Raw genomic sequence first — 16605 nt, forward strand, 5'->3', positions numbered from 1 at the left:
GAGAGAGACGTTATTATGTTACCCGTTCCTGCCCCCATGAGTGGTTATCGTGTCCCGACTTTTTTTACTTTTTGTCGTATTTATTACCGGTTTTTCAACCATCACTGCTGCTGAAGCAAACGTCCGCGTCCTGACCAGCATCAAGCCGCTGCAACTGATCGCCGCGGCTGTGCAGGACGGAATCGCGGTGCCGGAAGTCCTGCTTCCGCCGGGCGCATCCCCTCATAACTATGCGCTGCGCCCGTCCGACGTACGGCGCGTGCAGGAAGCTAATTTGCTCTACTGGATTGGCCCGGACATGGAGACGTTCCTGCCTCGCGTGCTGTCCGGGCGCAGCAAAGCCTCGGTCCCGGTCGAGTCGTTGCCGGGCATGCACCTGCGTCATTTCACCGCCAGCGCCGAGCATCACGATGATGACGAAGACGAGCATGACCACGATCATCGCCCGGGCAGCGTCGATGCGCACTTGTGGCTGTCGTCAGTCAATGCGCGGGTGATTGCGGCGAAGATGGCCGTCGACTTGAGCCAGGCCGATCCGGCCAATGCGGCGCGTTACGAGAGCAACGTCAAAGCCTTCAGCGCACGCCTTGACGCGCTGGACGCCAAAATCAAACAGCGGGTCGCTGATATTTCGGGCAAGCAGTATTTCGTGTTCCACGAGGCGTTTGATTATTTCGAAGAAGCGTATGGGTTGAAGCATGCGGGCGTCTTTGCCGTCAGCAGCGAGGTTCAGCCGGGTGCTCAGCATGTCGCTGCCATGCGCGCGCGGTTGACCGAATTCGGCAAGACCTGCGTGTTCAGCGAACCGCCCCTTCGCCCGCGTCTGGCCGACACGTTGAGTGCGGGTCTGCCGGTCAAACTGGCCGAGCTGGACGGATTGGGCGGCTACACACCCGCCACTGCCCAGGGTTACGAGCAATTGCTGAGCAAGCTGGCGGATGATCTGGCGGGGTGTCTGGAAGGTTTGTAAGTGCTGGGCCGACGCCTTCGTGAGCAAGCTCACTCCTACAGTTGAACGCGGTCCCTGTGGGAGTGAGCTTGCTCACGAAGCTTTCTGATGTCTACAACGCAAACGCCAACGGGATATGGGTTTCCTGCCGCTGGTCCAGGCGTTTGCGGAATTCGTCCGGATCATGGATCAGCACGTCCTGGCCGGCGAAGGTTTCGGCGGCAATGAGGCGTGACAGCCAGAAGCGCACGCAACCCACACGCAGCATCGTCGACCACAGCTCGGCTTCGGCGGCTGTAAACGGCCTCAGCGCGGCATACGCACCCAGAAACGCCCGGGCGCGCGGCGCATCAATGGTGCCGTTCTCAAACGAGCACCAGTCATTCACCGCAATCGCCACGTCGTACAGCATCGGCCCGGAACAGGCATTGTAGAAATCGATCACGCCCGTCAGGTGGGTGCCTTCGAACAGCGTGTTGTCGCGGAACAGGTCGGCGTGCAGATTGGCCCGCGGCAGCGCCATGATGGCCGCCTTGCGACGCTGAATTTCCTCGACGGCTTTGGTCAGCAGCGCGCCCTGCGCCTCGTCCAGGTGAGAGATGAAATTACCGCCCTCCTCCAGCATCCAGTCCAGACCACGGTCGGTTTTACGCTCGATAGTCGCGCTGCGTGTGGCCATGTGCATGTGCGCCATGAACTCGCCAATTTGCACGCAGTGCTGGGTGTTGGGTTCGGCCGGGTGCTTGCCGGACAGACGCGGTTGCAGCAGCGCCGGTTTGCCTTTCAGCTCGCGCAGGGCCTGGCCGTCGGTGGTGCGCAGTGCGTAGGGCACGGGCAGGTTGGCATCGTGGAGGACGTCCAGCAGCTCGATGAAAAACGGCATTTCCTGAACCGGGCCGCGCTCGACCAGGGTCAGCACGAATTCGCCCTGCTCCAGGCTGATGAAGAAATTGGTGTTTTCACTTCCAGCGGCAATGCCCTGAAAATCACGCAGGGCGCCAAGCCCGTACGGGGCGAGAAAAGCTTCCAGCTCGGGCCGAGCCAGGGGAGTAAAAACGGACATAGAAGACTGCCAGCAAGAGAGTGAATGTAGGGCGTTACCAGCTGAATAGTACCCATTGGGGTATCAGCATGTCCGGTTGATCCGAACGTATGAATTGACCACTTGTGCCGTCGGCGCGCACCATATAATAAGGCTTGCCGTGTTTGGGCGTGATCTTCACGGCGTACACGAATCCGTTCGCACGATACTCCTTGATGAAGCCGTCGCTGTCCTGACGGATGGTCACATCAGGCTCTGCCGATGGCGCTTCGTCATCCGCCGCGACCGCCAGCCACGAACAGGCCAGCAACCCGCCGAGCAGTAACAGGCGATTCAGCGCGCGCATGATAACCTTGTGCCTTTGTCGTCAACGGTCCGCGCATTCTAGCGCCGACCCCGCCGAAAAGGTTGATCTTGCACATGAGTCTTGCGCCCCTCGTCCTGGTGGACGGTTCTTCTTATCTTTACCGCGCGTTCCATGCGCTGCCGCCGCTCATGACCTCCAAAGGCCTGCCCACCGGTGCGGTCAAGGGCGTGCTGAACATGCTCAAAAGCCTGCGCAGGCAATATCCTGAAAGCCCGTTTGCCGTGGTGTTCGACGCCAAGGGCGGGACGTTTCGCGACGCGCTCTACGGCGAATACAAAGCCAACCGCCCCAGCATGCCGGACGACATGCGCGTGCAGATCGACTTCTTGCACAACTGCGTGCGAGGCCTCGGCTACCCGCTGTTGTGCGTCGAAGGCGTGGAGGCCGATGACGTGATCGGCACATTGGCGCGCAGCAGCGCGGCCGCCGATCGTCCGGTGGTGATCTCCACCGGTGACAAGGACATGGCGCAGCTGGTTGACGGCCACATCACGCTGGTCAATACCATGACCGGCAGCGTGCTGGATGTTGCCGGCGTGAAAGAGAAGTTCGGCGTCGGCCCGGAACACATCATCGATTACCTGGCGCTGATGGGCGACAAGGTCGACAACATCCCCGGCGTGCCCGGTGTCGGTGAGAAAACCGCAGCAGGCCTGCTGGTGGGCATCAACGGCGGCCTGAAAGAGCTTTACGCGAACCTCGACAAAGTGGCAGCGCTGCCGCTTCGGGGCGCCAAATCCCTGCCGGCCAAGCTCGAAGAACACAAGGAGATGGCCTTCCTTTCCTACGAGCTGGCGACCATCAAGATCGACGTGCCGCTGGACATCGAGCTCGACGCTCTGCACTGCGGCGAGCCTGATCGTGAAGCGCTGATGGCGCTGTACACCGAGCTGGAATTCAAAAGCTGGATCACCGATCTGCAGCGTGATGCCCGCCAGGAAGGCGCGGAAGTCGTCCCCGCTGCCGAGCCGGCGCCGATCATCGAAGCCACGTACGAGCTCATTCTTGAGCAAACCCAATTCGACGACTGGCTGAAGAAGCTCAACGCCGCGCAGTTGTTCGCCTTCGTGGTGCAGAGCAACGGCACCGACGCCCAGCGCGCGCAGATCGTCGGTCTGTCGTTTGCGATCAAGACCCACGAAGCCTGCTACATCCCACTGACCCATTCCTATATGGGGGTGCAGCAGCAACTGGATCGCGACGCGGTGCTGAAAGCGGTCAAGCCCATCCTGGAGGACGCGAGCAAAATCAAGGTCGGCCAACACGCCAAGTTTGCGATCAACCTGCTGGCCAACTCCGCCATTGACGGCGACCAGAGCCAGGGCATCAACGTGCAGGGCGTCAAGTTCGACACGATGCTCGAATCCTACGTGCTCGACTCCACCGCGACGCGCCACGACCGTGACAGCCTGGTCGCCAAGTACCTGGATCACACGCCGGTCAATTTCCAGGACATCGCGGGCAAAGGTGCGAAACAGCTGAGTTTCGACCAGATCGCGCTGGAGCAGGCCGGCACCTATGCGGCGGAAGAGGCTGACCTGACGCTGCGCCTGCACGAGGTGCTGCAGGACAGGCTGGCCAAGACGCCGAGTCTGGCCCCTGTGCTGAACGACATTGAAATGCCGCTTATGCCCGTACTGGCGCGCATCGAGCGTCAAGGTGCACTGGTCGATGCCAATCTGCTGGGCAATCAGAGCGTTGAGCTGGGCAACAAAATGACCGAGCTTGAGCGCGAAGCGTTCGCCATCGCCGGTGAGGAATTCAATCTCGGCTCGCCCAAGCAGCTCGGGGTGATTCTCTACGAAAAGCTCGGCATGCCGATCATCAGCAAGACCGCCACCGGCCAGCCGTCCACCGCTGAAGCGGTGCTCGCTGAACTGGCTGAGCAGGAATATCCGCTGCCGAAGGTGCTGATGCAGTACCGCTCGATGAGCAAGCTGAAGAGCACGTACACCGATCGCCTGCCGGAGCAGATCAACCCGCGCACCGGGCGAATCCACACCTCCTACCATCAGGCGGTGGCGGTGACCGGCCGTTTGTCCTCCAGCGACCCGAACCTGCAGAACATCCCCATCAGGACCGCCGAGGGTCGTCGCATACGTCAGGCGTTTGTCGCCCCCCAAGGCTACAAACTGCTGGCGGCGGACTACTCGCAGATCGAGCTGCGGATCATGGCGCATCTGGCCAAGGACGAAGGCTTGCTGCACGCCTTCCGCAACGACCTGGACGTGCACCGCGCAACGGCGGGTGAAGTGTTCGGTGTCGAACTGCCGGACGTGACCAACGACATGCGCCGCAGCGCCAAAGCGATCAACTTCGGCCTGATCTACGGCATGAGCGCGTTCGGGCTGGCCAAGCAGATTGGTGTTGATCGCAAGCAATCCCAGGCGTACGTGGATCGCTACTTCGCGCGCTATCCCGGCGTGCTGGATTACATGGAGCGCACCCGTGCGCAGGCGGCGGAACAAGGGTATGTCGAGACCATTTTCGGTCGTCGCCTGTACCTGCCGGACATCAACGCGAAGAATCAGGCGCTGCGCAAAGGTGCCGAACGCATGGCGATCAACGCGCCGATGCAAGGCACGGCGGCGGACATCATCAAACGGGCGATGGTCGCGGTGAACGGCTGGCTGGAAGACTCAGGTCTGGATGCTCGCGTCATCCTGCAGGTTCACGATGAACTGGTGCTGGAGGTGCATGAGGATCTGGTCGAGCAGATCAGCAAGGACATCCGCGTGCACATGAGCGGCGCCGCCGAGCTGGACGTTCCGCTGTTGGTTGAAGTGGGTGTGGGGAACAACTGGGACGAGGCGCATTGATACTGGTTTGCCGTTCCGATTCTGCAGGGAGTCGGAACCGCGCCATCATTAAATTTCCGCCGGTTTTGAACTTCGGCGGACAAAACCCGGTCTGAGTTTGCGAATGGCTGACGTAGCCATTCATGCTCCTATGTTGTGTTAAGTGTTGGCAGATATCCGGACCCCTTCCGAGAGGTCTGGACTTGGACCCCGAACTTCCCCTCCCCACATGAAGTCCGGGGTTTTTTTTGCCTGCGATTCAGGCCGCCGGTGCCTTGTCTTCCAGTTCCATCCAGTCCGCCAGCACGGTGTAAGCCTCTTCCAGGCCCATGCGCTTGGGTGCCGAGAACAGCTGGATGGTGATTGCGTCACCCCAACCGCGATGGATTTCCGACTGGACTTTGAGCAGCGTGTTTTTCGCCGCGCCGAAGGTCAGCTTGTCGGCTTTGGTCAGCAGAATATGCATCGGCATACCACTGGCGATGGCCCAGTCGAGCATCAAAAGGTCGAAGTCGGTCATCGGGTGGCGGATGTCCATCATCAGGATCAGCCCCTTCAGACTTTCACGGCCGCCCAGATAGGCTTCGAGGTGGCGCTGCCAGTGCAGCTTCAGCGGAATCGGCACTTTCGCGTAACCATAGCCAGGCAAGTCGACCAGACGGCGGTCGTCGTCCAGGCTGAAGAAGTTCAGCAGCTGGGTGCGGCCAGGGGTTTTCGACGTGCGCGCCAGGCTGGCGTGAGTCAGGGTGTTCAGCGCGCTGGATTTACCGGCGTTGGAGCGGCCGGCGAACGCGACTTCAAAGCCTTCGTCATCCGGGCATTGGTCGACTTTGGCAGCGCTGAGCATGAACTTGGCTTGTTGGCACAGGCCGAGAATAGGGTTTTTGAGTTGCATGGGATATCCGGTGGGGGCGTTGCGACGTGCGCGGCAACGGCGTGTCTTTTTCCGTTCAATGGGCGCGAGTATATAATGCCGCGGATTTTCATGTGTGCCTTGTCCTGCCCCCGCAAGGGTGTTGTCGACGCAAGAGCCCGCCCGGCATCTGCACTGAAACGTCCAAAAACAGGCCGCTTCCTCTCAAGGCAGTCCATCATTGAGGGCCGTACTTTCAGCCGCATCGGATCAACCCATGAACGCATTTCTGTCGAGCCTGCTGTTGACCCTGAGCCTGAATGGCGTCGTGCAGGCCGCTGACTCGCCCGTGGGCGATCCGCTCGCCGGCCAAGGGAAAACAGCAGTCTGCGGCGCCTGCCATGGGCCCGACGGTAACAGCCTGGTGCCCATCTTTCCGAAGCTCGCCGGCCAGGGTGAGCGTTATCTGCTCAAGCAGCTGCACGACATCAAGGACGGCAAGCGGGTCGTGCTGGAAATGACTGGACAACTTAATCCGCTCACGGATCAGGACCTGGCCGACATCGCCGCTTACTACGCCGGCCAGAAAGGCAGTGTCGGCACTGCCGATCCCGATCTCGCCGCCCGAGGTGAAGCGCTGTTTCGCGGCGGCAAGCTCGATGAGGGCATGCCGGCCTGCATCGGCTGCCATTCTCCAGACGGCGCGGGCATTGCAACGGCAGGCTTTCCGCACGTGAGCGGGCAGCACGCCGATTACATCAAGAAACAGCTCACGGCGTTCCGCGTAGGTGACCGCACTAACGACGGCGACACGCGGGTCATGCGCACCATCGCCGCGAAGCTGAGCAACAAGGATATCGAAGCCCTCGCGGCTTACATTCAAGGGCTGCATTGAGCGTCAGGACCGCGATCCTGACGGACACGGTTGGTAAAACAAATTGCCGACAGACCTGCCCGGACGGGCCAAAAAGGGTAGCGAACGGCTGCCCTTTTTTGTGGCTGCAGGCGTTACACTTGCGAACTCATATCACCTCGGCCGGTCGAACTGCGGCCACCGAAGTGACCTTCCATGCCCAGGAGTTAAGCATGCGTAATCTGATTCTCAGCGCCGCTCTGATTTTCACCAGCCTGTTCGGTCTGACCGCTCAAGCAGCAGAGCCCATCGAAGCCGGCAAGCAATACGTCGAGCTGAAAAGCGCTGTTCCTGTTTCCGAGCCGGGCAAGATCGAAGTCGTCGAAATGTTCTGGTACGGCTGCCCGCACTGCTACGCCTTCGAGCCGGTCATCAACCCATGGGTCGAAAAGCTTCCCGCTGACGTTCACTTCATCCGCGTTCCCGCCATGTTCGGCGGCCCTTGGGACGCTCACGGCCAGCTATTCATTACCCTCGACACCATGGGTGTGGAGAAGAAAGTCCACACCGCCGTGTTCGACGCGATTCAGAAAGGCGGCAAGCGTCTGACCGACCCGAACGACATGGCTGACTTCGTTGCCACCCAGGGCGTCGACAAGACCAAGTTCCTCGAAACCTTCAACTCGTTCGCTGTGAAGGGCAAGATCGCTCAATACAAGGAACTGGCCAAGAAGTATGAGATCACTGGCGTCCCGACCATGATCGTCAACGGTAAATACCGCTTTGACCTCGGCACTGCCGGTGGTCCTGAGCAAGCGCTTCAAGTGGCCGATCAGCTGATCGCCAAAGAGCGCGCGACGCTGACCGCCAAGTAAGCGCTGACCATGGCGCGCTGGGGAACTACTGAACGGGTCGTTGCCCGGCACAAGCCGAAGGTCAACGAGCATCATCTTCACGAAACAGGGTTGCCGGCCGACGGTCGGCTTCGCCTGCTCAGCTTCAATATCCAGGTGGGTAACAGCACCGAACGCTACCGGCACTACCTGACCCGAGGGTGGCAGCATCTGCTGCCCCACAATGGCAGAGCCGGGAATCTGCAGAAGATCGGCGATCTGCTGCGCGACTATGATCTGGTCGCGTTACAGGAAGCTGATGGCGGCAGCCTGCGTTCGGGCTACATCAACCAAGTCGAACACCTTGCCCAGCTCGGTTCTTTTCCGTACTGGCACCAGCAACTCAATCGAAACCTCGGACGCCTCGCCCAGCACAGCAATGGCGTGCTCAGCCGTTTGCGTCCGTGGGACATCGAAGACCATCCGCTGCCAGGCCCCGCCGGGCGTGGCGCCATTCTCGTTCGCTTCGGCGAAGGTCCGGATGCGCTGGTTGTGGTGGTCATGCACCTGGCACTGGGCGCGCGGACCCGTACACGGCAGCTCGCGTACATTCGCGAGCTGATTGGCGGGTATCGCCATCAGGTGCTGATGGGCGACATGAACACCCACGCCAATGACCTGCTGCAAACCTCGCCACTGCGCGATCTCGGCCTGCTCGCCCCGCAGATCGAAGCGACTTTTCCGAGCTGGCGTCCGCAGCGATGCCTGGACCACATCCTTCTGAGCCCGACCCTGACCCTTGAAAAAGTGCAGGTACTGGCGCAGCCCATTTCCGATCATCTGCCCGTCGCGGTGGAGATTCGCTTGCCGGCCTCATTAATCGGTGACTCGCTGCCGATAACAAGCACATCTCCTCGCGGACCTGTGGAATGACCGACGAAGCGCAGCGCTGGAAAGAAAAGTACCTCAAGAGCATCGAGCAGCAAGACAAACTGGAGCGGCGCTGGAACGCGCGGCTCGACTTGCTGCGTCGAGGCCTCGTGCGCAGCAGCCTGGCGGCCGAAGGTGCCGACAAGGCGGTTGATGCGTGCATGAAGGAAATGCGCGAAATCGTTCGCAAGGACGACATGGACGCAGGCCTGGCAGCCTTGATTCCGCGCCTGGAAAAAGCGGTGCTGGACTCCGAACAGCGTCGCGAGCAGCGCGTCGAGCAGATGGGCACGGCGTTGACCTCGTTGGTCACGCAGTTGCAGGCGTTGCCGCTGCCCAAGGACGTCAGCAAGCCGCTCAAGCGATTCGCCAAGAGCCTGGAAGATCGCATTACCCAAGCCCGTGAGCTACCGCTGTTATTAAGCGAGTTGAGCGGACTTCAGGGGCAGGCGCTGTCGCAGATCGAACACCCGGATGAAGCGTCCCGCCCGGGTTTCCTGCAGCGATTGTTCGGCAGTCACCGTGAGGCTGGCAGCGAAGGTGATGAGTCGGCCCCGTTGCCCCATTCCGTTGCCGAGCCGGCCGGGCTGCAGGCTTCCGATGGTGCGCCGCAGCATTCATCCGCTGTGCCGGAAGCTGCCCCAGAGAACACTGAGCTGGAGGCTGAACTTCGCAGCACCGTCCCGCCGGTCCCCCAGCCTGTCGCCGAAGAGCCCGAGCGCTCCATTCCGACGCCCCCCTTGGAAGTTGCAGTCCAGCCGGTAATGCTCGAGCCCGAGCCGGCCCGGCCAGAAGAAGAACCCGAGGCGCCGCTTCACACCGCTGATGTCCCACAGGCCTCCGCCGCCGAGTCTTCCGACGACGAAGCATCTGAGCCTGCGGATGAAGCGCCCTCTCCCGATCCCGAAGAGATTGCTGAAGCCGTTGTTATTGCCGACCATATCGAAGTCGTCGCTGAAGACGAAGAGCCTGACGAGACCATCGCTGAAGAGGACAGCTCCTACGCGCTGCCCTCCTCGCCCGAGCCGAGTTACAGCTCGGTCGCCGCCCATATCGAAGAAACGTTGCTGGGCCTGCTCGACGAACTGACGCTGCCTGAACACCATCGGCCGCAAGCCGAAGCCATGCGCGCCCGGCTTGAACATGGGCTGAACTGGTACGAACTGCTGCCGATCCTCGACGATCTCGCCGTGCTGATGCTCGCCATCACCGACAGCGGCCAGCACGAATTCGAGGCTTATCTCAAGCAGCTCAACGAGCGCCTTGAGTCGTTTCAGAGCGGCTTGCTGGCTGCCAGCGAAGACCACGCCGATCAGCATTCGGCGTCGCGTCAACTGGATCATCAGTTGCGTGAACACGTCGACGATCTGCAAACCAGTTTGCAGCAGGCGGCCGATCTGGACAGCCTGAAGCACGTGTTGGAAAGCCGTCTCGAAGGGCTGATTGGCACCATGGATCATCATCAGCAGCAACGCGATCAGCGCGAACAGGAAGTCGCCACCCGCCTGCAAGCCCTCTCCAGCCGCGTGGCAACAATGGAGCAGGAAGCGCTGGGCTTCCGGGTTCATCTGGAAGAACAACGGCAGAAGGCGCTGATCGACACACTGACAGGCCTGCCGAACCGCGCGGCGTGGAACGAGCGGCTGGAGCATGAGATCGATCAGTTGCAGAGGAAGCGTTCAAGCCTGCTGCTCGGCATTCTCGACCTGGATCACTTCAAGCGCATCAATGACGGTTACGGCCATCTGGCGGGCGACAAGGTCTTGAAGATCATCGCCGGTCAACTGCGAAAGCGGTTACGGGCTTCGGATTTCATTGCGCGTTTCGGCGGAGAAGAGTTTGTGATCCTGCTGGCGACCACGCCGATGGATGAGGGGCTGGCGCTGTTGGAGCGTCTGCGGGAGGGCATCGAACAATGCCCGTTTCACTTCAAGGGCGAGCGGGTGACGGTCACGGTGTCCATGGGCATCACGCTGTTCGCTCCGGGTGAGCGCAGTGATGTGGTGCTCAAACGTGCGGATCAGGCGCTGTACCGCGCCAAGCACGAAGGACGTAACCGTATCGAGCAGGGTTGAACGCTTCGTCTGGTTGGCTGCGTAGGCTTGATGCATTTTTGAATGCGCCGCCGACGTTACGTTACACTGTTGCATTATTTGCCTACACGTCGTGCCGCCATGAAGTCTATTTCCGCCCTGTTTCTGTTGTTGCTGCTGACCGCTTGCAGCAGCGGTCCGAAGATCGACACCAGCCACCCTTCCGTCAATTTCGACAGCCGCGTGCAGTTCGTGGTGGTTCATTACACCTCTGCTTCCCTCGACCGGTCGCTGGCCTTGCTGACCCACGGTGAGGTCAGCGCGCACTACCTGATCGGCGACGGTCCGGCCACCACCTACAAGCTGGTCGACGAATCCCAGCGCGCATGGCACGCCGGTGAAAGCGAATGGGACGGGCGCACCTGGCTCAACTCAAGCAGCATCGGCATCGAGATCGTCAATCCGGGCTATCGCGACACGCCTACGGGTCGGCTTTGGTATCCGTACAGCGAAGCGCAGATTCAGGCGCTGATCGTTCTGCTCAAAGACATCGTTAAACGCAACCACATCGAACCCCGTCACGTCATTGGTCACAGCGACATCGCGCCGTTGCGCAAGCTCGATCCGGGACCGTTGTTCCCGTGGAAGCGGCTGGCCCAGGAAGGCCTGGGCATCTGGCCGGATGAACAGCAGGTGGCACAGCGTCAAACCCAGTTGATGGGCGTCGTGCCAAATATCGTGTGGTTCCAGCAGCAACTGGCGCTGCTGGGTTACCCGACGCCGCAGACCGGTGAGCTGGACATCGCAACACGTCACACACTGGCTGCGTTTCAGATGCACTATCGACCACAAAAATTTGACGGTGAGCCGGATCTGCAAAGTGCAGCTATGCTGCAAGTACTTAACTTCAGGCACTAAATTCCGCTAATTGCCGGTTTTTTTCGGACTATTTCTGCGCTTGTTGCTATACCTCAGTGGTTATGGAAATCCCACCATCTGGATGACTGCCGATGTTCACGGCGACGCCGCGACTGCGCTCTTTACTTTATCGTCCCTGGCTTCTGGCATTAGTGGCCGCGCTGTTAAGCGCGGCCGTCTTGCTGGCGGGCAGCTTTGGGCTGGCGATGCATCAGGCCCGACAGGACGAACGTGCGCAAATGAATGCACAGGGCGAGCGCTTTCTGGTGCGACTGGAGCAATTATTCGGTCAGTTGAGGGCCGGGCTCGATCAACTTGAAGCGCAGCCGTTGCGCGGTTGCAGCCCCGCAATGATCGAGCAGTTACGTCAGGTGAACTCGCGCTACCGTTTTATCTACGAAGTGGCGTACGTCAGCGACAGTCAGTTCTGTTCAAGCTGGACGCGGCAGAGCCTGATTGGCAAGCCCAGGCCGCCGGACATTCGCGGCCCCACTTATGATTACTGGCTGAATACCTCCACCCAGCCTGACGACAACCTGGCTTCACTGATGCTCGGGCGCGGGGAGTTTCGTGTTTCCACTTCCCGCGGCCATTTGACTGACGTCGTTGACCTGCCGGTGGGCGGCAGTCTGGTGGTGGTGCTAGATCGTGGCTCCAAGGCAGTCCCGGTCCTGGGCCCGCCTCAGACATGGCCGCCCACGCCGGACTGGTCGCCGACCTCCACCGAAACGCTGATGTCCACCCAGGACAAACTCGTCTACCGGATGCCGACCCAGAGCCCGGAATATCAACTGGTCCTGATTACCCCGCGCAGTGCCTTGCAACAGAAGATCACCGGTGCGTGGTGGCTGTTGGTCCCGGCCAGCCTGTTGATTTCGTTGTTCATCGGCATTCTCGTCCTGCAACTGGTGCGTCAACGGCAGTCATTGGGCGGTGAGCTGCACGGGGCATTGCGCCGTGGCGAGCTGAAGGTTTTGTATCAGCCGATTTTCGACCTCAACACGCGGCTGTGCGTGGGCGCCGAGGCCTTGGTGCGCTGGCGGCGACCGGACGGCACGTTGACCAGTCCTGACCTCTTTATTCCGCTGGCGGAAAACACCGGGCAGATCCGTCAGATCACCGATTTCGTGCTCCAGCAATTGCTGGAGCAGCTCGGCCAGCTTTTACGCGCCAATCCGCACCTGTACGTGTCAGTCAATCTGGCAGCGTGCGATGTCATGGCCCCACGCATCGGCCGAGTGACGGCGAAGCTGCTGGCGTTACACCGGGTGGCGCCTCGGCAGATTGCGTTTGAAGTGACCGAACGCGGTCTCGTGGACGTGGTAGTCGCGCGCAATCATCTTCAGGCGCTGCGCGATCGGGGTCATCAGGTGTTGATCGATGATTTCGGCACCGGCTATTGCAGCCTCGCCTATCTGCAGACGCTGCCGGTGGACTGTTTGAAAATCGACAAGGCGTTTATTGACGCCCTCGGCCACGATGCCGCCAGCAGTGGCGTGGCGCCGCATATCATTCGGATGGCCCATGCGCTGCAACTGCGGGTGATCGCCGAGGGCATCGAGTTCGAGTCACAGGCGATGCTGCTGAAAAGCGAAGGGGTGATGTATGGCCAGGGCTGGCTGTTCGCCCGGCCCCTGAGCGCGACCAAGTTCACTGAACTGGTGACCGGCGGCAGACGCAGCGCCGGGCGGCGTGCGGATGATGTGGCGTAGCGCAGCAATGCCGGTCTAGAGCGGCAGCGCCATGTAGAACTGCGTACCCTGCCCAGGTCGGGAATACACGCCCATTCGCCCGCCGTGCAACTGAACGATTTCCTTGCACAGGGCCAGCCCCAGGCCTGCCCCACCTTTCTTGCGTCCAACCTGAACGAAAGGCTCGAAGATTCGGGCTTGCTGGCCGTAGGCAATGCCCTCGCCGTTGTCTTCCACGCTGATGATCAACCGCTCGCCATGACGCCGCGCCTGCAAGCGGATCAGGCCGGATTTCGGGGTATGGCGCAAAGCGTTATCAAGCAGGTTGTCGAGCACGCGGTCCAGCTGCGCCTTGTCCGCCTGCACCCGTGGCAGCGGCTCCTGGGTTTCCAGCAGCACCATGACGTCCTGATCGTGGGCGGTATCGGCGAAGCGCTGACGCGCCGCTTCGAGTAATTCGTTGATGTCACAGGGTTCGAGCGTCAGCTTCTGCAGGCCGTTCTGGTAGCGCGAGAAGTTGAGCAGGTCGTTGATCAACTGCATCAGGCGCTGCATTTCTTCATTGACGGTGTCGAGCAGGTCCTTCTCTCGCGAATCCGGCGGGAAATGCACGCGCTCCTGAAGCAGGCCGAAAGCCATGTGCATGCCGGTGACAGGCGTGCGCAACTCGTGGGAAGCGCGCAGCACGAACTCGCTGCGTACCCGTTCGAATGCCCGCTGCTCGGTGACGTCGTGCAGCACCATCACGGCGCCGACGATGTGCCCTTTGGTGTGGCTGACCGGCGTAAGGCTGTAGGTCAGCAGGCGGACTTCGCCGTCGATCTCGATGGAAAGGTCATCGGGTGCCCGTTCCAGCGTGCCGCCGCGCAGCACCAGATACAGCTGCTCGTCCAGTTCCGGGCGTTGCAACGCTTCGCCGAGCCCTTGGCCCAAGCGACTTTCCTCCCAGCCCAACTGCCGTTGCGCGACCGGGTTCAGGTGCTCAAGCCGCCCTTGTCGATCAATCATCAGCAAACCGTCGTCAATGCTGTCCAGCACCGCCTGCAAGCGCTGTTGGCCGGCGAGCAGTTCATCGACATTGGTTTTCTGATGCTGGCGCAATGCGTCGGCCATCATGCCGAAACGGTGAGTCAGCAGATTCATTTCATCCGACGAGGATGTGGGCAGCGTAACGTCGAAATCCCCTTGGGCAATCCGGTCCGCCGCCTTGGCCAGCTGCTCGATGGGGCCGCCGAAACGCCGGGCGATGCCGTGGGCGGTGACGAAGCCGATAACCAGCACCGCCAGCCCCACCAGTCCCAGCAGCGCGGAAACCCAGAGCGCTCGCGATCTCGACGCGGTTTCAGCCTGGCTGATGTTCTCAAGCGCCTGACGATGGGCGTCGAGCAAGCCGTTACGCAACGTGTTGAACGCCTCTGTCACGGCCTCATCGTCGCGGATCGCGTCACCAGGTTCGCTGGATTGCTCAATGGTTTTGACGAAGCGGGCGTAGTTCACCCGGGCCGCTTCGAATCCGCTGGGAACGCCGGTCTGCTGATCATGATCAATGCCCTGAACGAGCAGGTTCTGAAACTCCTCCTGATTGCGCTTGATCGCCACCTGATCGGGGTTGTCCTGGAGCATCATGACCAATTGGTCACCCAGGTTTTGTCGCAGCTTCAGGCCGATATCGAGGGTGATGAAGTTGTGCCGAATTGATGATTCCTGAGATTTGGCCATCTGCATGACGCTGACGAGCCCCAGCACCAGGCCCAGCAGGGCAACGGTGATAAGGGCGGAAATACTCAGGAAGAGTCGGGTGCGCAACTTCATCGCAAACATCATCGGCGCCCTGTCACAGGTTGTACTGCTTGCGTTTTCGGTACAGCGTCGAGGCGTCGATGCCCAGCGTGCGCGCGGCCTGATCCAGCGTATCGCTGGTGGCCAGTACTGCGCCGATGTGGGCTTTCTCCAGCTCATCCAGGCTCAACGCTGCGCCGACACGCGGGGCATTGTTGACCGGTTGTTCGGCCATGCCCAGATGCGTGATTTCGACTTTTTCCTGTGGGCAGATAATGCTCGCCCGCTCGATCACGTTACGCAGCTCTCGGATGTTGCCGGGCCAGCGGTAGTTGAGCAGCGCACTGCGCGCCTGTTCGCTGAAGCCACGCGCCGGGCGGCTGTATTCCTTGACGAAGCGCGCCAGAAAGCGGTCCGCCAGCGTAAGGATGTCTTCGCTTCGTTCGCGCAGCGGCGGCAGGTTCAGGGTGATCACGTTCAGGCGATACAACAGGTCCTCGCGGAAACGCCCTTCGCGGACCATGTCTTCGAGGTTCAGGTTGGTCGCCGCCAGGATGCGCACGTCGGCACGACGGGTGACGGGGTCACCGACGCGTTCGTATTCCTTGTCCTGAATGAAGCGCAGCAGTTTCGGTTGCAACGTGAGCGGGAAGTCGCCGATTTCATCAAGGAACAACGTACCGCCGTCCGCCTGATTCACCCGACCGAGGGTGCTTTCGCTGGCGCCGGTGAAGGCGCCACGGCTGTGGCCGAACAGTTCGCTTTCCATCAATTCGGCAGTGAGCGATGGACAGTTGATGGTCACGCAGGCCTTCTTGGCGCGCTTGCTCCAGCCGTGAATCGCCCGCGCCAACTCACCTTTACCCGTACCGGATTCGCCGAGGATAAGAATGTTCGCGTCAGTGTTGGCGACCTGGCGGGCGGTTTCGAGGATCGCCATCATCGACGGGCTGTGTGAATCAAGGCCGTCCTTCGGTTTGCGTACTTCGCCTTCCAGCGCTTCGAGTCGCGCGGACAACTGGCGGACTTCGAGCTGCTTGGCAGTGGCGAGGCGCAGTTGATCCGGGCTGCAGGGTTTGACCAGGTAATCGGCAGCGCCGGCCTGTATCGCATCCACGGCGGTGTCGACCGCTGAGTGCGCAGTCACTATCACCACGCGCATCCAGGGCGCCTGCACGCGCATTTGCGCCAAAACGTCCAGCCCGTTGTCCTCGCCCAGACGCAGGTCGAGGAAGCACACATCGAATACCTGACGCTGCAGCAGCGATTCAGCCTGCGCCGCGCTGTTGGCGGTGGCTACGCTGTAGCCCTCGTCTTCCAGGCAATAACGGAAGGTGCGAAGGATGGCGGATTCATCATCCACGAGCAGAATACGGCCCTGATTCTCAGCGGCTGCTTCCATTTTTCCTACGCTCCTCAGTGAATAGTCTGTGTTAGTCCCGGAAAGATCGGGCAAGTTGCATGGTTCATTCTGATTGATTCTTTACGCTGCATGGTAGCGATCTTCTGAAAAAAGCCGTTATGCGCTGATCCATGGCAGGGCACGTGGGATTACCGTT

General features: G+C 60.8%; 13 protein-coding genes and 1 pseudogene. 8 read left to right on the top strand and 6 right to left on the bottom strand.

Features of this window, described 5'->3' with window-relative positions; translation table 11 throughout:
- Positions 1-49: 49 nt before the first annotated feature.
- Positions 50-970 (top strand): zinc ABC transporter substrate-binding protein, encoded by a 921-nt coding sequence (locus tag ACYASU_RS24820; RefSeq protein WP_463584383.1) that lies wholly within the window; start codon positions 50-52, stop codon positions 968-970.
- Between the two features lie 91 nt (positions 971-1061).
- On the opposite strand, the gene ACYASU_RS24825 is transcribed toward ACYASU_RS24820, so the two are convergent.
- Both ACYASU_RS24825 and ACYASU_RS24830 read right to left on the bottom strand, forming a co-directional pair.
- Positions 1062-2012: a homoserine kinase gene (locus tag ACYASU_RS24825; protein ID WP_463584384.1), complete on the bottom strand. Its 951-nt coding sequence runs from the start codon at positions 2010-2012 to the stop codon at positions 1062-1064.
- Positions 2013-2046: 34 nt separating this feature from the next.
- Positions 2047-2337 (bottom strand): DUF2782 domain-containing protein, encoded by a 291-nt coding sequence (locus tag ACYASU_RS24830; RefSeq protein WP_463584385.1) that lies wholly within the window; start codon positions 2335-2337, stop codon positions 2047-2049.
- A 74-nt stretch (positions 2338-2411) separates the two neighbouring features.
- Here ACYASU_RS24830 and polA point away from each other — a divergent pair, with 74 nt between their 5' ends.
- Complete coding sequence (polA, locus tag ACYASU_RS24835; protein ID WP_463584386.1) at positions 2412-5177, top strand: DNA polymerase I; 2766 nt, start codon at positions 2412-2414, stop codon at positions 5175-5177.
- Between the two features lie 238 nt (positions 5178-5415).
- On the opposite strand, the gene yihA is transcribed toward polA, so the two are convergent.
- The gene (gene yihA, locus ACYASU_RS24840; RefSeq protein ID WP_065987940.1) at positions 5416-6051 is read right to left on the bottom strand and encodes a ribosome biogenesis GTP-binding protein YihA/YsxC; all 636 of its coding nucleotides are present in this window, start codon (positions 6049-6051) and stop codon (positions 5416-5418) included.
- A gap of 235 nt (positions 6052-6286) precedes the next feature.
- Here yihA and ACYASU_RS24845 point away from each other — a divergent pair, with 235 nt between their 5' ends.
- The 6 genes from ACYASU_RS24845 (at position 6287) to ACYASU_RS24870 (ending at position 13288) form a co-directional block, all read left to right on the top strand.
- Complete coding sequence (locus ACYASU_RS24845) at positions 6287-6904, top strand: c-type cytochrome (RefSeq protein ID WP_463584387.1); 618 nt, start codon at positions 6287-6289, stop codon at positions 6902-6904.
- Between the two features lie 191 nt (positions 6905-7095).
- Positions 7096-7737 carry a thiol:disulfide interchange protein DsbA/DsbL gene (locus ACYASU_RS24850; protein WP_192174444.1) on the top strand — a complete coding sequence of 214 codons (642 nt, stop codon included), beginning with the start codon at positions 7096-7098 and terminating at the stop codon, positions 7735-7737.
- Positions 7738-7746: 9 nt separating this feature from the next.
- Positions 7747-8628 (top strand): endonuclease/exonuclease/phosphatase family protein, encoded by an 882-nt coding sequence (locus ACYASU_RS24855; RefSeq protein ID WP_192174445.1) that lies wholly within the window; start codon positions 7747-7749, stop codon positions 8626-8628.
- Positions 8625-10700, top strand: coding sequence for a GGDEF domain-containing protein (locus ACYASU_RS24860; protein WP_463584388.1), 2076 nt, complete (start codon positions 8625-8627; stop codon positions 10698-10700). Before ACYASU_RS24855 ends, ACYASU_RS24860 begins: the two co-directional genes overlap by 4 nt.
- A 99-nt stretch (positions 10701-10799) precedes the next feature.
- Positions 10800-11576, top strand: coding sequence for an N-acetylmuramoyl-L-alanine amidase (locus tag ACYASU_RS24865; protein WP_172610133.1), 777 nt, complete (start codon positions 10800-10802; stop codon positions 11574-11576).
- Between the two features lie 92 nt (positions 11577-11668).
- Positions 11669-13288, top strand: a complete 1620-nt coding sequence (locus ACYASU_RS24870; RefSeq protein WP_463584389.1) for an EAL domain-containing protein — start codon at positions 11669-11671, stop codon at positions 13286-13288.
- Positions 13289-13303: 15 nt separating this feature from the next.
- Here ACYASU_RS24870 and ACYASU_RS24875 read toward each other — a convergent pair whose 3' ends face one another.
- The 3 genes and pseudogenes from ACYASU_RS24875 to algB form a co-directional block, all read right to left on the bottom strand.
- On the bottom strand, positions 13304-13669 hold the full coding sequence (locus ACYASU_RS24875) for a sensor histidine kinase (protein ID WP_407073261.1): 366 nt from the start codon (positions 13667-13669) through the stop codon (positions 13304-13306).
- Positions 13670-13689: 20 nt separating this feature from the next.
- Positions 13690-15091, bottom strand: a pseudogene (locus ACYASU_RS24880) (KinB sensor domain-containing domain); the annotation flags it as partial.
- A gap of 10 nt (positions 15092-15101) precedes the next feature.
- Entirely contained in the window at positions 15102-16448 is a 1347-nt protein-coding gene (gene algB, locus ACYASU_RS24885) for a sigma-54-dependent response regulator transcription factor AlgB (protein ID WP_192174450.1), read from the bottom strand.
- Positions 16449-16605: the final 157 nt, after the last annotated feature.

Source organism: Pseudomonas sp. HP_12 (assembly GCF_055283955.1).

Coding starts and splice junctions, on each gene's coding strand:
- ACYASU_RS24850 (WP_192174444.1), top strand. CDS start 7,096: ATGCGTAATCTGATTCTCAGCGCCGCTCTGATTTTCACCAGCCTGTTC.
- ACYASU_RS24865 (WP_172610133.1), top strand. CDS start 10,800: ATGAAGTCTATTTCCGCCCTGTTTCTGTTGTTGCTGCTGACCGCTTGC.
- yihA (WP_065987940.1), bottom strand. CDS start 6,051: ATGCAACTCAAAAACCCTATTCTCGGCCTGTGCCAACAAGCCAAGTTC.
- ACYASU_RS24845 (WP_463584387.1), top strand. CDS start 6,287: ATGAACGCATTTCTGTCGAGCCTGCTGTTGACCCTGAGCCTGAATGGC.
- ACYASU_RS24875 (WP_407073261.1), bottom strand. CDS start 13,669: ATGGTGCTGCTGGAAACCCAGGAGCCGCTGCCACGGGTGCAGGCGGAC.
- ACYASU_RS24860 (WP_463584388.1), top strand. CDS start 8,625: ATGACCGACGAAGCGCAGCGCTGGAAAGAAAAGTACCTCAAGAGCATC.
- polA (WP_463584386.1), top strand. CDS start 2,412: ATGAGTCTTGCGCCCCTCGTCCTGGTGGACGGTTCTTCTTATCTTTAC.
- algB (WP_192174450.1), bottom strand. CDS start 16,448: ATGGAAGCAGCCGCTGAGAATCAGGGCCGTATTCTGCTCGTGGATGAT.
- ACYASU_RS24870 (WP_463584389.1), top strand. CDS start 11,669: ATGTTCACGGCGACGCCGCGACTGCGCTCTTTACTTTATCGTCCCTGG.
- ACYASU_RS24825 (WP_463584384.1), bottom strand. CDS start 2,012: ATGTCCGTTTTTACTCCCCTGGCTCGGCCCGAGCTGGAAGCTTTTCTC.
- ACYASU_RS24830 (WP_463584385.1), bottom strand. CDS start 2,337: ATGCGCGCGCTGAATCGCCTGTTACTGCTCGGCGGGTTGCTGGCCTGT.
- ACYASU_RS24855 (WP_192174445.1), top strand. CDS start 7,747: ATGGCGCGCTGGGGAACTACTGAACGGGTCGTTGCCCGGCACAAGCCG.